Source organism: Mesorhizobium sp. M1B.F.Ca.ET.045.04.1.1 (genome assembly GCF_003952465.1).
Classification (GTDB): Bacteria; Pseudomonadota; Alphaproteobacteria; order Rhizobiales; family Rhizobiaceae; genus Mesorhizobium; species Mesorhizobium shonense.
In genome coordinates this window covers 1365114-1382845 of record NZ_CP034448.1, presented here as the reverse complement: position 1 = coordinate 1382845, position 17732 = coordinate 1365114, and the positions used below count along the sequence as shown (strand labels likewise).

The following is a 17732-nucleotide window of genomic DNA, read 5'->3' as shown; positions in this document are numbered from 1 at the left end:
CCGGCGGATCAGAGGCCGCGGGAGTTCACCGTCTCAGTGGGAGACTGGGGCTGAAGCAAATGTTTATTCGGCAGCCATCGCCCGCTCATCGCCCCGGCTTCTTTTCCAAGGCGCGTGGAATAGGTCCCAGACCGGGTTGTTAATGGCGAGATCCACATCACGTGCGAAAATGGCAAAGCCATCGTAGCCGTGATACGGACCTGAATAATCCCAGGAATGCATCTGGCGGAACGGTATGCCCATCTTCTGCACCGGGTATTTTTCTTTGATTCCCGAGCCGACCAGATTTGGGCGAATCCCTTCGATGAATTTCTCCAACTCATAGCCGGTCACGTCATCGTAGATCAGCGTGCCGTTCTTCACGTAGTGGCCGGTGCGCTGATAGTCGTCGCTGTGGGCGAATTCATAGCCGGTGCCCACGATGACCATGCCGAGGTCCTCGTAGGCCGTGACGACGTGGCGGGGGCGCAGGCCGCCCACATAGAGCATCACGGTATTTCCTTCCAGGCGCGACAGGTACTTGGCGATGACCGCATCAACAAGCGGCCTGTACTTGGCAATGACCTTTTCGGTCTTCTCCTCGATTTCCGGCCCAAAATGCTTGGCTATGTTGCGCAGAGAGGCTTCGATCTGGGAGGGACCGAAGAAATTGTACTCCATCCAGGCGACGCCATACTTTTCCTCCATATGCCGACAGATGTAATTCATCGACCGGTAGCAGTGGATAAGATTGAGCTTAGCCTTCGGGGCGCGCTCGATCTCTGCGAGTGTGGCGTCACCCGACCAGTTGCCAACCACGCGCAGCCCTATCTCCTCAAGCAGTATGCGCGAGGCCCAGGCATCGCCGCCGATATTGTAGTCGCCGATGACGTTGACGTCGTAGGGGCCGGCCTCGAACTTGACATCCTTTTTGTCGAAGACCCAATCCCGGATTGCATCATTGGCGATGTGGTGGCCAAGCGACTGCGAGACGCCGCGGAAGCCCTCGCAGCGTACCGGCACGATCGTCTTGTCATACTCCTTGGTCTTTTTGCGAGAAACGGCCTCGGTGTCATCGCCAATCAGGCCGATAGGGCATTCGGACTGCACGGTGATGCCGTTGTTGAGCGGAAACAAGACTTCAATCTCGTCAATGATCTGTTCCAGCTTCTTGTCGCCGCCGAAGACGATGTCCTTCTCCTGGAAATCGGAGGTGAACTGCATTGTCCCGAACGTGTCGACGCCCGTTGTACCGACGTAGTAGTTGCGGCGCTGCGACCAAGAATATTGGCCGCAGCCGACCGGGCCGTGCGAGATATGGACCATATCCTTGACTGGCCCCCACACCACGCCTTTCGAACCAGCATATGCACAGCCGCGAATCGTCATCACCCCGGGAATGGACTTGATGTTCGATTTGACGTCGCATTCGGAAAGGACCTCGCTTTCCCCGCCAGCCTCGTTGCCGCTCTTTGCTACGTTGAGGTGCTTCTTGCGGCGCTTCGCCGCCTTGTCGGGATAATGCGACAGCACCTCTTCGATAAGCTTCGCATGAAGAGCACCGTCATTCTCGTATTCCCGGCTCATGAGTCCCCCTTTCAAGGTTGGGTGACGCCTCAAAGAATAGGCGCCGTTCTCTGCAAGGCGCGCCGATTGATGGCAGCGCTAATGTCACTACTGGGCCGCCGCCTTCGCCGCTTCCTTGGAGTGGAGCTCGGCAAGCATCTGCTCGTCGGTCTTCATGATGCCGAAGTCGAGCAGCATCTCCTCCAGCTCCTCCATGGTGATCGGCGTCGGGATCGTACCCTGGCCCGAATTGGCGTGGATCTTCTCGGCCAGAGCGCGGTATTCCCCTGCCTGCTTTGAGTCCGGCGCGTACTGGATCACCGACATCTTCCTGAGTTCGGCATGTTGGACGATGTTGTCGCGGGGCACGAAGTGGATGAGCTTGGAATTCAATCGGCCAGCCAGTGCTTCGGCCAGATCGAGTTCGCGGTCGGTTTGACGTTCATTGCAGATCAGCCCGCCCAGCCGCACACCGCCCGAATGGGCATATTTGAGGATGCCCTTGGCGATGTTGTTGGCGGCATAGAGCGCCATCATCTCGCCTGACATGACGATATAGATCTCCTGGGCCTTGCCTTCGCGGATCGGCATGGCGAAGCCGCCGCATACCACGTCGCCGAGGACGTCATAGGAGACATAATCGACATCGTCATAAGCGCCATTCTCCTCGAGGAAATTGATCGAGGTGATGACGCCGCGGCCGGCGCAACCGACACCCGGCTCGGGGCCGCCGGACTCCACGCACTTGATGCCTCTGTAGCCCACCTTGAGCACGTCCTGGAGTTCGAGGTCTTCCACCGAGCCTTCCTGTGCGGCGAGATCCAGGACGGTATCCTGAGCTTTCGAATTCAGGATCAAGCGTGTGGAATCGGCTTTGGGGTCGCATCCTACGATGAGGATTCTCTGCCCGAGGTCGACAAGGGCAGCGAGCGTATTTTGGGACGTGGTGGACTTGCCGATGCCGCCTTTTCCGTAAAAGGCGATCTGACGCAGACCTGACATAATAGCTTTCCTTCCTTCGTTCTAATCATCGCGACTGCCCGCGACACAAGTGCCGATAGGCAGCTCGTGCCGCCTCACACCAAGCATCGCAAAAAGCGTACCAGCGTGATCGGCCGATCCCAGAAGAAACTTTGTCATTAAATTCCAGCCGCTTAGACGGCGGCAAAACGCGCGAACGGGCCTTTCAGGCGTCTGTCACGGACACGACAAAGCCGACACAGATTGTCGTGCGCCATCCAAACCGCCGTGTGTCGAGCTCGAAGCGGGAGAATGGGGAAGTTAGCCCAAAGCTGATGGCGAGACCATCGGAAGACATCGGCTCTTGTCTTTCCAGCCTGCCATTGATCGGGCGGTCGCTGGATGAGCAGGAGCCTGGGGCTTGACCGCGGCGCGGGTAGTTCAGGCAGGCTTACAGAGCGGGAACGCCGGCGGCCGATAGACATCCGCGCTTAACCTTTCATAGCCCGTCTACAAGTTGGTTCCGCCGACGCGCTATATGGAAGCCAAATAATTCAGTAGCTTAGCCGAGAGCATTGATTTTTTCAGAAAGATACGTGTTATACGCGTACGAACCGCCGAACCCATGGTCGGCGCCCTCATGCGCGTGAGACCCCGTTGTGGGCGAGGCTCGCGACTGGCTGCACGATCCTAGCCGGCCTGCTTGCCATTGAGTTTGGTCCCGCCGCGGTAGGCTGCGGCATCAAGGGCAACATCAGCTACAACACTGGCAAGAAGATTATCACGTTCTTGGACAGGACTCTTACTGGGAGACGCGCATCAACCTACTGAAGGGCGAGCGGTGGTTTTGTTCAGAGGAGCTGCACGAAAGGCGGGCTGGCGGGTTCGAGAGGAAGTGTCGCGGCAGCTTGCAGACTGCTACGGGGGCCGCCTCGATGGCAAATGGTGTACAAAAGCGCCCTCTCTGCCGAACTGAACAGTGCTCACGGCCATAGCTTCGGATGAGCCCGACTGGCTTGACCTCTGCATGATGAGAGCAGCTTTTACACCAGGTGCGCAGCATATGTCTTTAACGAACGCATCGCCTTCAAGAATATAGAGAGCAATTCGGAAAACCGAGTAGTTGGCGGCGAAGCTAGGAGAAGGTATACACCGCCCTCTTGTTACCCCAGAGTAGAACGTGCAGCTGCGGCAAGACGCGGGCTTCGAACCACCTGTCGCTGGTCACCTTTTCGACCAGCTATTCCATGCGCATCATATTCCGTCGGACTCGAGAGAGACGTCTTCATTGCCACGGCGGGGCGGCGTGTGATTGCCGGATTGCAGACAAACCTCGCCGCGACGTCTTTGGGACGAGTGGTGCCGGCACCGAATCCCTATCCTTTAGACTAGCCAGCTTGGGGAGCGCCGTCAGACCGCCAGACCGGAAGAGGAGGCTTCGCGCCAATTTGTGCCAAGAATGTTGGACCGTGCGGAACCGCTGGGGCGGCGCTCAACTGTGGCGCAGGATGAAGCGTCGATTGGGTGAATGAATAGGGCGCGCGTTCGACGGGTAGAGTGAGGTAAATCGCTGGATGTCTGCCGGATCAACGTCAACCGGTTCCATCGCCACCATCCACTCGACGTTTTCGGCGCACGGCGGCGTCGTCAGTGAGCCCTCATAAGTCCAATAGCCAAGCGACGCTGGCAGAAGCCAGTTGGGATTCACCTCGTCGATCGTAACCTCCCCATTCGGCAGTTCGGGAAAGGCCGCAGCAAGGGCAGCAAAGCTGGCATTTGTCGCGCCGGGCGTTAAAAAGACGCCCAGCACGCCCAGAGTACCACTTTGCGTGTCCTTGTGAACGAAATGCACCTCCATCGGGAAGCTCTTGCCCGCCACATGATGTTCGCTTGGCGCATGGAAATGGAACTGTACCAGTTCGTAGACACGATCGCCGCGGGTCAGCGTGCTGCCTTGTGGCATATTGATTTGAATGGTGTGGCCGTTGTTCACCATATTGCCGCCGCCCTTGTGCCAACCGATGGCGATATGCCGGATATCCGCCTTGACCGCGCTGTTGATATTGATCGGCGATTGCTGCGTGCCGGCAGAGCATACGAAATTTTCCTTATCCAGATCAGCCCAGTGCTCCGGTCCGACCGGACCGGTGTACCCCCAATGGGCACTGGTCGCATGGGCGGCTTGAACGCAAATCCGGCATGCGCCGAGCGCAACCAACCCTTTGATCAGGTGACGACGATACATACTGCTTTTGCTCCTCTTGCGAACTGATGTTGGTGGCTGCCCTAATGGACGCGTGATGGCCAATCGGCGCGGCCACTATTGTCCTTTGCAACTGATGGATGCCCGCATGCCTTGGCGTGCTTTCATAAGTGCGGCTGCCGTTTCTCGGCTGGCCGGCTTCTGCAGCCCGCAACGGGGGCAGTTTCAACCAGCTAAACGATGAAAAATTTGAGCAGACCAGCGCTTGACCCCCGCCGCAAAGGCACAGGCGAAGGTGATCACTGCGCGGCTGCCGTTCGGGCCTGAGGCCGCATCGCTATACTTTGCACTCGCTGCCCAAGGAGACGCAGGCGACCCCAATACGTTTTCATCGCTACTCCCGACGCAGCCGACGACGCCACGAAAACGTTGCTATATTTCACGTTGGGCCAGTGAGGAAATCGATCTTCTTTATGGAAGGCATTTGCGCAATGGATGCATTCCCATGCACATCGCCGTTCTGTTTAGCAGCTGCCGTTGACCGGCGGGCCAGCCCCTTTGGGCGTTCTGGTGTCTGACAGTCGTGCGCCAGGCCGGACAATGAGATACATCGATAAGAGCTGGACAAGGATGAGGGGATGACGTGCTTGCGACGGAGCAGGTGGGGCGAGAAGGCCAGTTCTTACGGATTTCAACTTTGCGTGACGACAGCTCATCGGAGTCAAGGTGACACACGCCGGCAGCGGGGTGTCCGGGCGGTTTCCAGCCGCACAATCGCGAGACCGCTGACGCGAACAAAGCTCGGCTGTACTCGGCACGCGAAGAGAGCCTGCCAAGCCGTCGGAGCCCGGCCTTCCGGTGCGACGCAAGCCGCAGACTAGACCGCCCTCTTGTTACCCCAAAGCAGAACGTGCAGCTGCGGCAACACGCGGGCTTCGAACCACCTGTCGCTAGTCACCCTTTCGACAAGCCATTCCATTCGCATCATTATTCCGTCCAAGTCGACAGAGGCGTCTTCACTGCCAGGGCGCGGCGGCGTGTGATTGCCGGGTTGCAGATAGATCGGAAGGTGCGGATATCTCGCCGCGACTTCTTTGGCGTAGGCATAGTCACTCTCGTCGAAAACGACGAGCTTGAGCACGATTTGCGGCTTCTCTTGCGCCGCTTCGAGGCATGCATCAAACGCAGTCCAACGGGTCGTCATCTCGCTGGACGGCGGCTTTGGGCTAAGGGTCAGCACGTCAAGATCCGCAAACCACTCCCTCACCACGGAACCCTGCGTTTCCAGTGCAAAACGATAGCCCTCGCGATGGCCTCGTTCTATGAGGGGACCGAACGGCTGAATGGCCGGGTTGCCGCCTGACAAGGAGACCATAACCGGCCTGCCGCCGGAAAGCGCATGGACGGTTTGCCACACGGCATCGATCGGCATCGGTAGCCATTCATGGCGATACTGATTGTCCACCGCGTGAAGGCTGTCGCACCATGAACAGCGATAATCACATCCGCCGGTTCTGATGAACACCGTCGGCAAGCCGATGAGCACGCCCTCGCCCTGGATAGTCGGCCCGAATATCTCGCTCACACGGATTGCGGGATGCATGTCGGTCACGGACGGTATTCCGCCCAAGTTTTCGGTGTTTCGCTAACGCGCACGGCCGCGGTCTGCGGCAGACGTGCCTTGCACCATTCATAGAAATGTCTGGCCAGGCATTCCGCCGTGACCTTCTCATGTCCCAGCACGTCGTTGAGGTGCCGATGGTCGAAGCTCTCGTCAATGTAGCGTTTGAGCGGCGCCAGATCGTGATAGTCGCGCACGAAGCCGTGGGCGTCCAGTTCCTTGGCCGACAGCTCCACTACGACGACATAGTTATGCCCGTGCAGGCGCGCGCATTGATGGTTGGAAGGCAAGGAGGTGAGCTGATGCGAGGCCGAGAAGTGGAATTCCTTGCTGATGTGGAACATTACGCGCGCCTCCTGCGCAGCGCCTCAAGCCAGAAATCGGCGTCCTCGTAGTCGGTGGGATCAGCGTGCCCGGCGAGATGGAACGCTTCGCGCCGCTCGACGCAGGTCCCGCATCGTCCGCAGTGACGCACGCCGCCCTTGTAACAGGACCAGGTCTCAGCAAACGGGGTGCCGTATCTTGCGCCATCCGCAACAATGTCAGCTTTTCCGAGATTCACATACGGTGCATAGAGGCGTATCTGCGCATAGCCGTCGAGCGCGCGGTCTTGCATTGTCTGGAAAGCTTCAATGAAGGCCGGACGGCAATCGGGATAGATGAAATGGTCCCCGCCATGCACGGCCGCCGCCACCGCTTCGGCGCTGTGGGCGGCGGCGAGACCGAAGGCGATTGCCAACATGATGGCATTGCGGTTCGGCACCACCGTAATCTTCATCGTGTCTTCGGCGTAGTGGCCGTCCGGCACGTCGATACTGCCAGTCAGCGCTGAGCCGGAAAGGCCACGGCCAATTTCGCCGATGTCGATGATCTGGTGCGGGACCTTCAGTCGCTGCGCGCAAAGAGCGGCGAAGCCCAATTCCTTCCTGTGCCGTTGGCCATAGTCGAAAGATAGAAGGCCGGTGAGTTCGTGCTCCGCTGCCACCATGTGAGCAAGGGAAACGGAGTCCAATCCGCCAGAGCAGACGGCGAGAGTCTTCATCATTGGTATCCTTGTTTTGACCGGGTAAGGCTGCGACCGGAGATTTCTCTGCGCCCTCACTACTCCAGCGACTTAGTTTTGTGAACCGGGAGAATTTGCGCTCAGCCGATTGGAACGGGAGTGCGTCGCGTCCAACACGCGTGATCAATAAAAGTTGAGCGCTTCAGCAGTTTGTTCGCATCGCGCCAACTTTCGCAACCTGCTGTCGGATCGTCGACTTCGAGACAAGGTGATGTTCGGCCGACATCGGCTGACTCTCAATTAAGCCGCAGAACACATGTTGGCTTTCTGGCCTTCGCTTGTGCGGTTGGCACGACAATTGATATTCTATTTGTGGGGCGGCACACCCCGCCAGCCGAAAGTGGCAGTGAGCTCCTTCAGGCGCAGGTTGATGTGCTGATTATTCGGCGATTTTCCGATCTCGAACCAGAAAGCGAGGGCGGCATGGATGCCAGCAAATTTTACATTGGCGACATCCGCCTGGAGAACCCTGCGCGGCGCGATTGAGGCCGCAGGCGAGCCTGCTCTACCTGCCGCCCTACAGTCCCGACTTCAATCCGATTGAGAACGCCTTCGCCAAACCTAAGGCGCTGCTGCGAGCAAAGGCCGAGAGAACCATCAAGGCTCTATGGGACTGACGTTGCCCCCAGCAGTTTTGAGTTCGTTTCCGGCGTGGGTTGTGCCCTGCTGGGCGGGTGAAGCGACGGGCGCTGGCGCGAAGCCTTTGGCATAGCGCAGCGCGAGCGACCGTCGCGGATTGAAGGTGCTGGCGAACTTGGCCGGGGTCTGCCAGGCGATTTGGGAGTGCGGTCGCGCAGTGCTGTAGTCGGCGTGCCACAGGGCGATGGCGACGCGCGCCTGAGCCAGCGAGGTGAACAGCGTCTCGTTGAGCAGTTCATCGCGCAGTCGGCCGTTGAAGCTCTCGATGAAGCCATTCTGCATCGGCTTGCCGGGCGCAATGTAATGCCATTCGACGCGGTTCTGATCCGCCCAGGGGAGGATGGCGTTCGAGGTGAACTCGCTGCCATTGTCGCTGACGATCATCCTGGCCGGCCGCGCTCTTGATGAGCCGGTCCAATTCGCGGCAACCCGCATGCCCGAGAGAGACGTATCAACGATGAGTGCGCAGGCACTCTCTCGTGCAGTCGTCGACGACGGCCAGGATGCGGAAGCGGCGCCCGTCGGTGAGCTGGTCCGATACGAAGTCGAGCGACCAGCGCTCGTCGGGCCTCAGCGGCACCAGCATCGGCGCCCTTGTCCCGATCGCCCGCTTGCGGCCGCCACGGCGGCGAACGGCGAGCTTCTCCTCCCGATAGAGCCGGAACAGCTTCTTGTGGTTCACGACCAGGCCCTCCCGCCTCAGCATGACGAGAAGACGCCGGTAGCCGAACCGGCGTCGCACCTGCGCGATCGCCTTCATCCGCTCGCGAACCTCGCGGTCGTCCGGCCTGCTGGTCTGGTAGCGAACCGTCATGCGGCAACAGCCGATGGCTTTACACGCCCGCCGTTCGCTCATCCCGAAGCCTTCCTTCAGGCGAGCGACAGCTTTCCGCTTGGCCGCGGGCGTCACCATTTCTTTCCCACAAGGTCCTTCAACGCGGCATTGTCGAGCATGGCGTCGGCCAGAAGCCGCTTCAGGCGCGTGTTCTCGTCCTCCAGCGCCTTCAGGTCGCCGAGCCTTGGAGACATTCATCCCGCCGAAGCGGGCCTTCCAATTGTAGATCGAGGCGTCGCTGACCCCCGCTTGCGGCACAGATCGCCAACCGATACCCCGGCCTCGTGTTTCTTCAAAATTCCGATGATCTGCTCTTCAGAGAAGCGGCTGCGTTTCATGTCCTGGTCCTCTGGAGGGGCCAGAACGAACTTCGAACCGGATTAGATCAGAGGGGCAAGGTCAGGACGCCTCGGCGCGGTCGTCGACCTCTTCACCCCAGCCGAATGTGCCAACTACTTCACAGCCGCAGGATATGACCTGGATCAGATAGGACGTGCTCCAATGGTTTAGTCCGGCCCCCACAACCGTTTCGCAATGAGGAGCAGCGCTGCCGCTGCTCCTCCAATCACAGACGGATTCACGATGCGGCAACTCGAGCCATGATTTCGGATCGAATGGCCGATGCGGTGTATAGTGAGGCATCCAGCGGCAAATCCCCAAATGCCAGTTGACACAGAAGATAATTAGCACCTGCCTCTTCCAGCTGATCAAGGAGAGCTTTTCGGACAGAATCTGCCGTTCCCACGACGCACAATTCACTTTCAATTGCTGCATCGAAGTTCAAAGGCAAGTTTGGTGGAGTGGAAATGGCATTTAGTTCGTATAGAAATTTGAAGCTATTGAGCCATCGTTCATAGGCAGGTGCTGCGAGCAAATACGCATCTGTTTCAGAACGCCCTATCACCACCATTCGGAGCAATCCAAGAAATGGCGCTTGCTGGCCAATGTCAGCATCGTGAATTCTGGCGGCGCGGAACGCGTCGGTAACGCTGCGAACAGAAGTGGAAGGTCCGACGCAGGCGATGTTTGCCCCATTCGCGGCGGCCCAGCTAGCCGGCTCGGGTCGATTGGTGGCGATCCATGTCGGCGGATGGGGATATTGGTGAGGTCTCAACGTCAGCGGAACGTCTTTCAAATCAAAGTGGCGGCCCTGATAAGAAAGCGTCCCGCCTTTCATCGCATTGATGAGAATCTCGCTGGCCTCCGCATACTGTTCTGGTGCTGCTTCTACAGCAACCCCGAAGTATCCCAATTCAGTGGGAGCAGAGCCGCGCCCTATGCCGAGTTCAAGCCTGCCGCCGCTCAACTGATCAAGCATGCAGATCTCCTCGAAGGCACGCAGCGGATGATAGAGCGCAAGTAGCATTACCATGGGACCAACACGAAGACTGCGGGTTCGCTGGGCGACGCTCGCTAAGAACAAATTCGGTGATGGACCTCTGCCATGCGGCGTACAGTGGTGCTCGGCGAGATGATACGCATAAAAGCCATAGCCATCGCACGCTTCTGCTAGGCTCAGCCGATCTGCATATTGTTGTGCGATGTCATCGCCGTTTTCGTCCAGATGATCGAAGATGCCGAAGGTCAGGCCCGAAGCGGAAATTTTCTTCAATTAATTGTTCTCCAAATTACCTGTTATTTATTCACTAAACATCATAGCTTTCGACACATCGACACCTATTACTTGATGCTTAATGTGAATTGACTTCATGCTTGTGCACACCGCGATTCTTCTTAAAGTTCATACAGACTCGTTTGGCGGCAGCAAGGAATTTGTCCATCTGCTCTGTGGTGCCAATGCTGACGCGAATACAGTTCTTCAAATCTACGTCAGGAAAGCTGGCGATGAGGATCGCCTGCTCTTTCAACGCGGCTTGCCAGCATGAGCCCTCCTGTCCCGCCGGCACACGGGCCAGCAAAAAGTTTGCGTGGGAGGGTGTTACGGAAAAGCCAAGTTGCAACAGCGCCAGGGTCACTCGCTGTCGTTCATGCTTGATGTGCCTGTGGTTCTCTTCGTAGGCGTGGCGATGCGCAAGAATGCTTTTCCCGACCGCCTGCCCGATCACGTTCATGTTGAAGACATTCTGGATGTTGCGCAGCCTGCCAATGATTTCTGGGTGACCGAAACCGAAGCCGACTCGCACGCCAGCGGCAGCATAGCTCTTTGAAAAAGTCCTCAAGATCAAAAGATTCGGATGTCTATTGACGAGGCGCAGGGCATTGTCGGGTGCGAAGTCAACGTAGGCCTCATCCAAGACGACCAAGCGATCTGCTTGCTCCACAAGGCGTTCGATTTCGGCCACCGGCACGAATGTTCCGGTCGGATTGTTCGGATTAGCCAACAGAATGAACTTCGCGTCTTTTGCGGGGCCGGACAGCAGTTTTTCTATCGGCAGGGGATGAGCTTCGCTCGATGCGATTTCGAGAAACTCGGCACCCTGCAACATGGCAAGTTTACGGTTGAACGAAAATCCGGGCGACAGCATCGCCACTCTATCTCCTGGGGCGAGGAAAGCTCTGTAGATGAGTCCGAGCAGCTCCGACGAACCGTTGCCGGCAATCACCTGATCTTTGGAAAATCCGTAAGCATCGGAGGCAGCTGCCCTTAAGCTGAGATTGTCGTCTTCCGGATAAAGATACTGGTGTTCGATCGCAGCAATTGCACTTTGCATTACGCTCTTCGGCAACGGAAACGGGTTCTCGTTCGTATTTAGCTTAACGCAATTTGCATCCGTCGCTGGTCCGTTGGACGAGAGAGCATCTAATTTGCTGGCCACCGGCGAAAAAAGCGAAAGCACGGTCTTCAGTTTTGCATCGCACATGTTCTTCTCCGTTTTTCAGTCCCGCAGGGCATGTGACATGAGGCAATAGTTGATCGTGACTTGATCGACGTTCGGCTATATCAGCGCTGCCTTCCCACCCTGGTGGGGATCGCCGACCACGGTTTGGATTTGACACCGGCAAGCTGTCGAGAACCTGATGACGACCCAACGTGTGGCCGACGGCCGATTCGGCGCAACAGACGGTGTTTCAACATCGCATCGTCCTCAAAGCCGCATGCAGGGCCTGCACGACAGCCCGTCTCCAGCGCCCGCAGATAGGTGGAAGCCGAAGTCTTGCCGAACCTCAGTTGCTCTGCCACCTGGCCCACCGGACTGCCCTGTTTATGGGTCAGGCGCAGGATATCTCTGACGCTCGTTCGTCTTGCTTGCTTCCGTCTTGGCATGGGCTCTCTCGGTTTGCTGATGAGAGAGCCAAATACCGGCTCATCTGAGCATGAGACGCAGGCCTGACGATATGGAGCGTCGCTGTGGCGCGCGTAGCCAAGAGGGTTCGCCTCGGTGGCGGGGCATGCAAGACGGCGCACCTCCTTAGCCATCCTGTCCCATCGTCTCAGATCGTGAGGCGCACCTTATAGTCGGTGAGGAGATCTTGCAGGGTCAGGTTACGCCCTAGCGCTTAAGGTTGTTGGTCGCACCGAGCAAGCGCGGGACCTGTCGACGGACAACAGCGGTGCCACTGCCGGCACTAGGTCGTCCAGCATCGCAGTGAACCGCGTACGTAGTATTTTGTCGTAGGCGGCATTCTGGATAGCCGGATACGGGCTCTTCACCCGCTGCACCACCGATTGCGGGATGATGTCGCGAGAAACATTCACGGATTTCGTGAAAAAAGTGTACCCGCCGAAGAGCCCCACTCGCGGGGGCGGTGCAGCACCACCTCGGTGTCACTGCTCGTGTTCATGCGATGGACTAGGCCGGCCAGCTGTTGACGCAGCTCGCGGTAGTTGTAAGTCTCACCCGTGTAGACGAGCACCAAGTCAGGTCGGCCATCCTCCTGGAGCATCCTCGGCTGACGGCCGCCCTGGATATCGATGATTGCCAGGCGGTGGTGTCCCAGCGCCGCAGGCCCGCCGATCCAAGTCCCCTCGTCGTCCGGACCGTGGTTCGCTATGGTGGCCGTCATATCGGCAAGCTCCCTTCGCGCATCGGGACCTCCGAGGTCTCGATTGAAGTCGATCCATTCACAGATGCCGCACAGGTTATGTCGCCGCATTTGGGGCGAAGCAGATATAAGGCCAGTGGGAAACCATCGAGGCAAAGTGACGGATCTAGCCCAGCTACGATCCGCATCCGACATTGTCGGACATCGGACAGCACCGCGATTCGCTGCATAGGAAGCCTGGAGTCGCGATTTCCCTTGGGGGAATCAGCGCATGAAAGGAGAGCTGGGTCGTGTCTGCCGAAATGAGAAATTGCTCCCCCTTATTGCCTCACCGAGGAATGTTACCCAGCGCGATAGACGGACATGCCCTACCTCCCCCCGTTGCAGCTGAGGGAGATAGGGGCCAGCTCTTCATTCAACCCTCATGGAGGATGATCAGCCCAGCCATTTCCATGCGCCGGCCTTCACAAGCCGTGCACCATTCAGGTTCTTTTCCTTGAAGCGCGACGATCCTTGTCAGACGTCGCAACACTTGCTGCCGAGAGCACGAGCTCTTCCTCGAGCATGCCTTGATCTGCGCCTCGAACGGCTCGCACATGCTGGGTTTCAACGACTTCGCAGAGGTTGATATTCTGCAGTGACTTCGTCTCGCTGCTGCACGGCATTGACGCTGGGAGCCATGCTCGCGTGGCGCAATTGTGCTGAAGCCGGTGCCCACGGCAACGTTTCTTAACCCGCCCCAGATCCTGGCGTTTGGCTATTTCCGACATTCGTGTCCGGCTTCGGACAAAGGCCGGGTTTGCCGAACGGAGTCGCACCCAATTTCCAGTGCTGCTTGAGCAATAATATCGACCGGCATTACTGCACAACACGAAAGTTGCTGCAAAAACCGAAGTGAACCCAAGGCATCGGGTCAATTGGCATGGCGCTTGCGACTCGGTCGATAGAACGCAGTCAAAATCACGGTTGCAGACCATGCCTACCTCTCAAAGCTCGATAAAGCACGCGAGCGAAATTCCCCGTCTCCGCGGAAGCTCGTCGCCTTTAAACGTGCCTGCTCGGGGGCGGTCTTGCACAAGACCGGTCCGAGGCAACCACGCCAAGGCGCGAGGCTGCCGGAACTGTCGACCGAAGTCGATGCCGCTTCAGTTTAACCGAAAAATGCACCGTACCACTTTGGCCTGGGAGCAAATCAATGACCGACAGAAAGAACGTTCCTCTCGTGACCTTTCGCACGCGTGTTCGCGATGAGTCGATCGGGGGGCCAAATCCTTATCGGTGGGAGAACAAGACCTCCGACGATTATTTCGGGGGCAAGCGCGTCATCCTGTTCTCGCTGCCTGGCGCCTTCACCCCGACCTGCTCGACCTTCCAACTGCCCGATTTCGAAAAACTCTATGATCAATTTCTGGAACTGCGAATTGACGCGATCTACTGCGTCTCGGTCAACGATGCTTTCGTCATGAATGCGTGGGGAAAGTCCTTGGGGCTGCAGAAGATCGAGCTGATCCCAGACGGGTCGGGCGAGTTCACGCGCAAAATGGGCATGCTGGTCGCGAAGGACAATCTGGGCTTTGGCATGCGCTCCTGGCGATACGCCGCTCTGATCGACGATGGCGTGGTGGAGCAGTGGTTCGAGGAGGAAGGCTTCTGTGACAACTGCGAGACGGACCCCTATGGCGTTTCATCCCCGCAAAACGTTCTCGACAAACTGAAGGCGGCGGCATGACCCAGAAGTGGCAAGTCTCACACAACCCAAGCACACACTAGAGCATCCTCGGCAGATTACGGTTCAACATGCATCTCTCAGCAAGCCTGCTTCAACGCCAGAAGCAACGTATGGTCTTATCGCCTCAAGCCATTGAAGCTATTCGCTTGCTGCGATTGACGCATACTGAACTCCATCAGCTCGTGCAGCAGGCACTCGAGAGGAACCCCGTTTTGAAGCCTGACCCGTTTGACGACGATTCGCCGCTGTCAGGGGTGGATCAGCGGAGCAGTCAAAGCAGAAGCGAAATCGGCGAATCGCCCATTGGCGGGCCGTCTGGCGGGCGCGGGCAATGGAAGTCGCAACGCAGTAGCGGCAACGATCGACCTGCCGTCGAGGAGTTTACCGCCCACACCGAAACATTGCACGACCATGTCGCCCGCCAGGTCGCCCTCACCCCGTTCACCCCCCAGGAGCGGCTGATTGCCGGACAGCTCGCCGCCCATCTGGAGGACACTGGCTATCTTCAGGTAAACCTTTTCGATCTGGCCAGGAGGTTAAACGTTCGGCAAGCTGATGTGGAACGGGTCATCGGAATCTTGCAGCAATTTGATCCGCCGGGGATTTTTGCGCGAACTCTCAGCGAATGCCTGGAGATTCAGCTGCGCCAGCAAGACCGGTTCGACCCGGCTATGGCAGCTTTGGTCGCCAATCTCGAGATGCTTGCACGGGGGGATTTTCAGGGATTGAAGCAGCGTTGCGGAGTCGACGAGGAGGATCTCCTCGACATGAGGAACGAAATCCGCGCGCTCGATCCCAAGCCTGGAGACCGGTTCCAGTCCGGGACGCCGGAAACCATCGTACCGGACGTCTGGGTAATGCCCAAGTCCGAAGGTGGATGGCGGGTGGAGCTTGATCCGGCCACGCTGCCCAAAGTGTTGATCAACCACACCTATGTCGCCGAAATCTCGCAGCTGACCAATCAAAATCCGGAAGGCAAAGCGTTTCTCGACCATTGCCAGGAAAAAGGGAACTGGCTGATCAGCTGCCTCGAGCAGCGCGCTAAGACGATCCTTAAGGTTGCGACCGAAATCGTGCGCCAGCAGGATGCCTTTTTTACACACGGCGTCGCCCATCTGCGGCCTCTCTGTCTCAAAAATGTCGCTGACGGGATCAAAATGCACCAGTCGACGGTAAGCCGGGTGGCTTCGAACAGGTACATGTTAACTCCGCGCGGGGTGTTCGAGCTGAAGTATTTTTTCACAGCGACAATCGCATCCTGCGAGGGCGGCGACGCGCACTCCGCCAAATCTGTCCGCCATCGGATCAAGGCAATCATCGCCGAAGAATCGCTCGACAAGGTACTTTCCGACGAAGACATCGTTGCTCAGCTCAAGCAGACCGGCATCAATGTCGCTCGCCGTACCGTCACCAAATATCGCGAGGCGATGAACATCCCTTCCTCCATACTACGGCGCCGCGATAAGCGTTTGTCCGCAGCTGCGATCAAGCGAAGTGACTAACCGGCATTCCTGGTCGGCGAGAGGCGACTCTCAACTTCCTCCGGGCCGAAGCAGCTTTCGAAGTCCTGGCATTCCCGACAACTGGGTGCAGTGCATGACGAAAAGCCTTCGGCCTCACACAGCTTGCGGTAAAAGTACTTTTTCCATTTCATGTTTTCTGTGTTGCCTGCCGCCAGCGCGGGAAAATGTCTGGCAAGCAGGCGGCTGAGCTCAGCGCGATTTGAGAGGCCAAGATCCCGCCAAAGATGGTCCGTGCGCATCGCACGCCGGGCGATGATCTTGGCCAAGCGGCCGCTCGCCGGGTCGGCCGGCGCAGCATGCGCTAGCAGCAGCCGGCGTAGCAGCTCCTCTTCCAGTTCCGGCTCGGGCTCGCTCAACTCCTCCAAAGCGAATACGCTGCTGGAGGTAGACGGGAAAGTTGCGGCCAAGACATCACGCAATTCGACAGACGAAAGGCCTGTCCCCTCCGTCGCCAACACCTCGCCCGCCTGGACCTCCTCAAGCGAACGTGAATGTACGCAGGGCAGCACATGCTGATCGAAGCTCCTCCCTAGCTCGGACCCACGCCATTGCGCGCTGGATAGGCAGCCATCATCGTAACGGCCGGCTTCAGCTTCCGGCATGACAAAGCGCCTTGTTGACCGCAGGGATGATCTTGTCGCCCCAGAGCTCGATCTGGCGCAGCATCGTCTTTTGGTCGAAGTCGCCCAATTGAGTCTGAACTGCGATCTGGTCCGGTTTCAAGATATCGATCTCTTCCAGCAGGCGATCAATCACGCGATTTACGCTGCCAATCGGCAAATTTTTGCGCATGGTCTCGAAGGACAGATCCTGCTGGGTCGGTGTCTCCTGCAGCAGGTAGCCATCGTGGCTCTGTTGGCGGCGCTGATGCAGGGCTTCAGAAAGCCGGCGCTGGAAGCGGGCATTGTCGAGATAGCTGTTGATCTCCAACTCGTCGTGGCTGGCATAGCAGCAGCGCAGCAGCGATATCTTGACGTCGGTGACGTTCTTTTCCTCGGATGCCGCCGCCCTCTCGACTGATTCACGCAGTGTGGTCAAAGTCTCTAAGCCGTCGTGGAAGGCTGTGACAAAAAAATTGTGCCCCTCGCGGTAGGCCCGAGCCATCCGTGCGGCTCCGCCAGCGATCCAGATAGGCGGCGTCGGCTGCTGGACTGTGCGGACCGAAATCGCTGTTGGGGGGATCTTCTCATACTGGCCGTCGTGTTCGAAGACGTTTTGGTTGAGGCCCTTGAGAATGATGTCCAGGTATTCCGAAAAGACGGCCGGCGCCTCATCGATGTCCACGCCGAACCGTTCGAACTCGAACTGCTGGTATCCCAAGCCTACGCCGAGCTCGAGACGGCCGTTCGCAACGATGTCGGCGAAGCCGATCTCGGACAGCAGGCGCTGCGGTTGGTAAAGCGGCAGCACGCAGACGGCAGTGCCCAGGCGAATCGTGCTTGTCAAGCCGGCGCAGTGCGCCACCATCATCAGCGGGGATGGTATGAGGCTGTAATTGTTGAAGTGGTGCTCAGCAAACCACGCGGTGTTGAACCCAGCCTGCTCCGAAGCGACGGCCTGTTCGATGGAGTTGCGGATGACGCTTTCTGAGGATTGGTGATAGCCACGCTGGGCGGCCAGAATGAAAGTGGCAAATTCCATGATTTCTCCTCGTTATAGACACGTCAGC

Annotated in this window: 14 protein-coding genes and 3 pseudogenes; 4 read left to right on the top strand and 13 right to left on the bottom strand. The window is 58.1% G+C overall.

The features are described from left to right. Positions 1-63: 63 nt before the first annotated feature. From nifD to queC, 7 genes and pseudogenes are all read right to left on the bottom strand, one after another. A complete protein-coding gene (gene nifD / locus EJ071_RS06795) occupies positions 64-1566 on the bottom strand; it encodes a nitrogenase molybdenum-iron protein alpha chain (RefSeq protein WP_024505262.1) in 1503 nt (500 codons plus the stop codon). Between the two features lie 87 nt (positions 1567-1653). Beyond that, positions 1654-2547, bottom strand: a complete 894-nt coding sequence (gene nifH, locus EJ071_RS06790) for a nitrogenase iron protein (RefSeq protein ID WP_024505261.1) — start codon at positions 2545-2547, stop codon at positions 1654-1656. Positions 2548-3640: 1093 nt separating this feature from the next. After that, a pseudogene (locus EJ071_RS39215) lies at positions 3641-3837 on the bottom strand (7-carboxy-7-deazaguanine synthase QueE); the annotation flags it as partial. 160 nt (positions 3838-3997) lie between these two features. After that, positions 3998-4750, bottom strand: a complete 753-nt coding sequence (locus EJ071_RS06775) for a carbonic anhydrase (protein WP_126097322.1) — start codon at positions 4748-4750, stop codon at positions 3998-4000. 835 nt (positions 4751-5585) lie between these two features. Further along, positions 5586-6311 (bottom strand): 7-carboxy-7-deazaguanine synthase QueE, encoded by a 726-nt coding sequence (gene queE / locus EJ071_RS06770; RefSeq protein WP_189342945.1) that lies wholly within the window; start codon positions 6309-6311, stop codon positions 5586-5588. 5 nt (positions 6312-6316) lie between these two features. Continuing rightward, positions 6317-6673, bottom strand: a complete 357-nt coding sequence (queD, locus tag EJ071_RS06765) for a 6-carboxytetrahydropterin synthase QueD (protein ID WP_126097320.1) — start codon at positions 6671-6673, stop codon at positions 6317-6319. Further along, positions 6673-7371: a 7-cyano-7-deazaguanine synthase QueC gene (gene queC / locus EJ071_RS06760; protein WP_126102496.1), complete on the bottom strand. Its 699-nt coding sequence runs from the start codon at positions 7369-7371 to the stop codon at positions 6673-6675. Before queC ends, queD begins: the two co-directional genes overlap by 1 nt. Positions 7372-7542: 171 nt before the next feature. Between queC and EJ071_RS06755 the strand changes: the two genes are divergently transcribed. Further along, complete coding sequence (locus EJ071_RS06755) at positions 7543-7878, top strand: hypothetical protein (protein WP_126097319.1); 336 nt, start codon at positions 7543-7545, stop codon at positions 7876-7878. An 8-nt stretch (positions 7879-7886) separates the two neighbouring features. After that, positions 7887-8003: pseudogene (locus EJ071_RS06750) on the top strand (transposase); the annotation flags it as partial. On the opposite strand, the pseudogene EJ071_RS06745 reads toward EJ071_RS06750, so the two are convergent. The 4 genes and pseudogenes from EJ071_RS06745 to EJ071_RS06730 form a co-directional block, all read right to left on the bottom strand. After that, a pseudogene (locus EJ071_RS06745) lies at positions 7990-9204 on the bottom strand (IS3 family transposase). The pseudogenes EJ071_RS06750 and EJ071_RS06745 sit on opposite strands and share 14 nt — an antisense overlap. A gap of 239 nt (positions 9205-9443) precedes the next feature. Next, entirely contained in the window at positions 9444-10478 is a 1035-nt protein-coding gene (locus EJ071_RS06740; protein WP_126097318.1) for an LLM class flavin-dependent oxidoreductase, read from the bottom strand. A 79-nt stretch (positions 10479-10557) separates the two neighbouring features. Continuing rightward, complete coding sequence (gene hisC / locus EJ071_RS06735; RefSeq protein WP_126097317.1) at positions 10558-11688, bottom strand: histidinol-phosphate transaminase; 1131 nt, start codon at positions 11686-11688, stop codon at positions 10558-10560. A gap of 832 nt (positions 11689-12520) precedes the next feature. Beyond that, positions 12521-12832, bottom strand: coding sequence for a hypothetical protein (locus EJ071_RS06730; protein WP_206437555.1), 312 nt, complete (start codon positions 12830-12832; stop codon positions 12521-12523). Positions 12833-14006: 1174 nt separating this feature from the next. On the opposite strand from EJ071_RS06730, the gene EJ071_RS06725 reads away from it, so the two are divergent. Continuing rightward, a complete protein-coding gene (locus tag EJ071_RS06725) occupies positions 14007-14540 on the top strand; it encodes a peroxiredoxin (RefSeq protein ID WP_029356553.1) in 534 nt (177 codons plus the stop codon). Between the two features lie 68 nt (positions 14541-14608). After that, positions 14609-16042 (top strand): RNA polymerase factor sigma-54, encoded by a 1434-nt coding sequence (rpoN, locus tag EJ071_RS06720; RefSeq protein WP_126063822.1) that lies wholly within the window; start codon positions 14609-14611, stop codon positions 16040-16042. Here rpoN and EJ071_RS06715 read toward each other — a convergent pair. Together EJ071_RS06715 and EJ071_RS06710 are read right to left on the bottom strand one after the other, a co-directional pair. Further along, entirely contained in the window at positions 16039-16665 is a 627-nt protein-coding gene (locus EJ071_RS06715; protein ID WP_029356557.1) for a nitrogen fixation protein NifQ, read from the bottom strand. The two genes, rpoN and EJ071_RS06715, sit on opposite strands and share 4 nt — an antisense overlap. Next, entirely contained in the window at positions 16652-17704 is a 1053-nt protein-coding gene (locus tag EJ071_RS06710) for an LLM class flavin-dependent oxidoreductase (protein WP_024505249.1), read from the bottom strand. Before EJ071_RS06710 ends, EJ071_RS06715 begins: the two co-directional genes overlap by 14 nt. Positions 17705-17732: the final 28 nt, after the last annotated feature.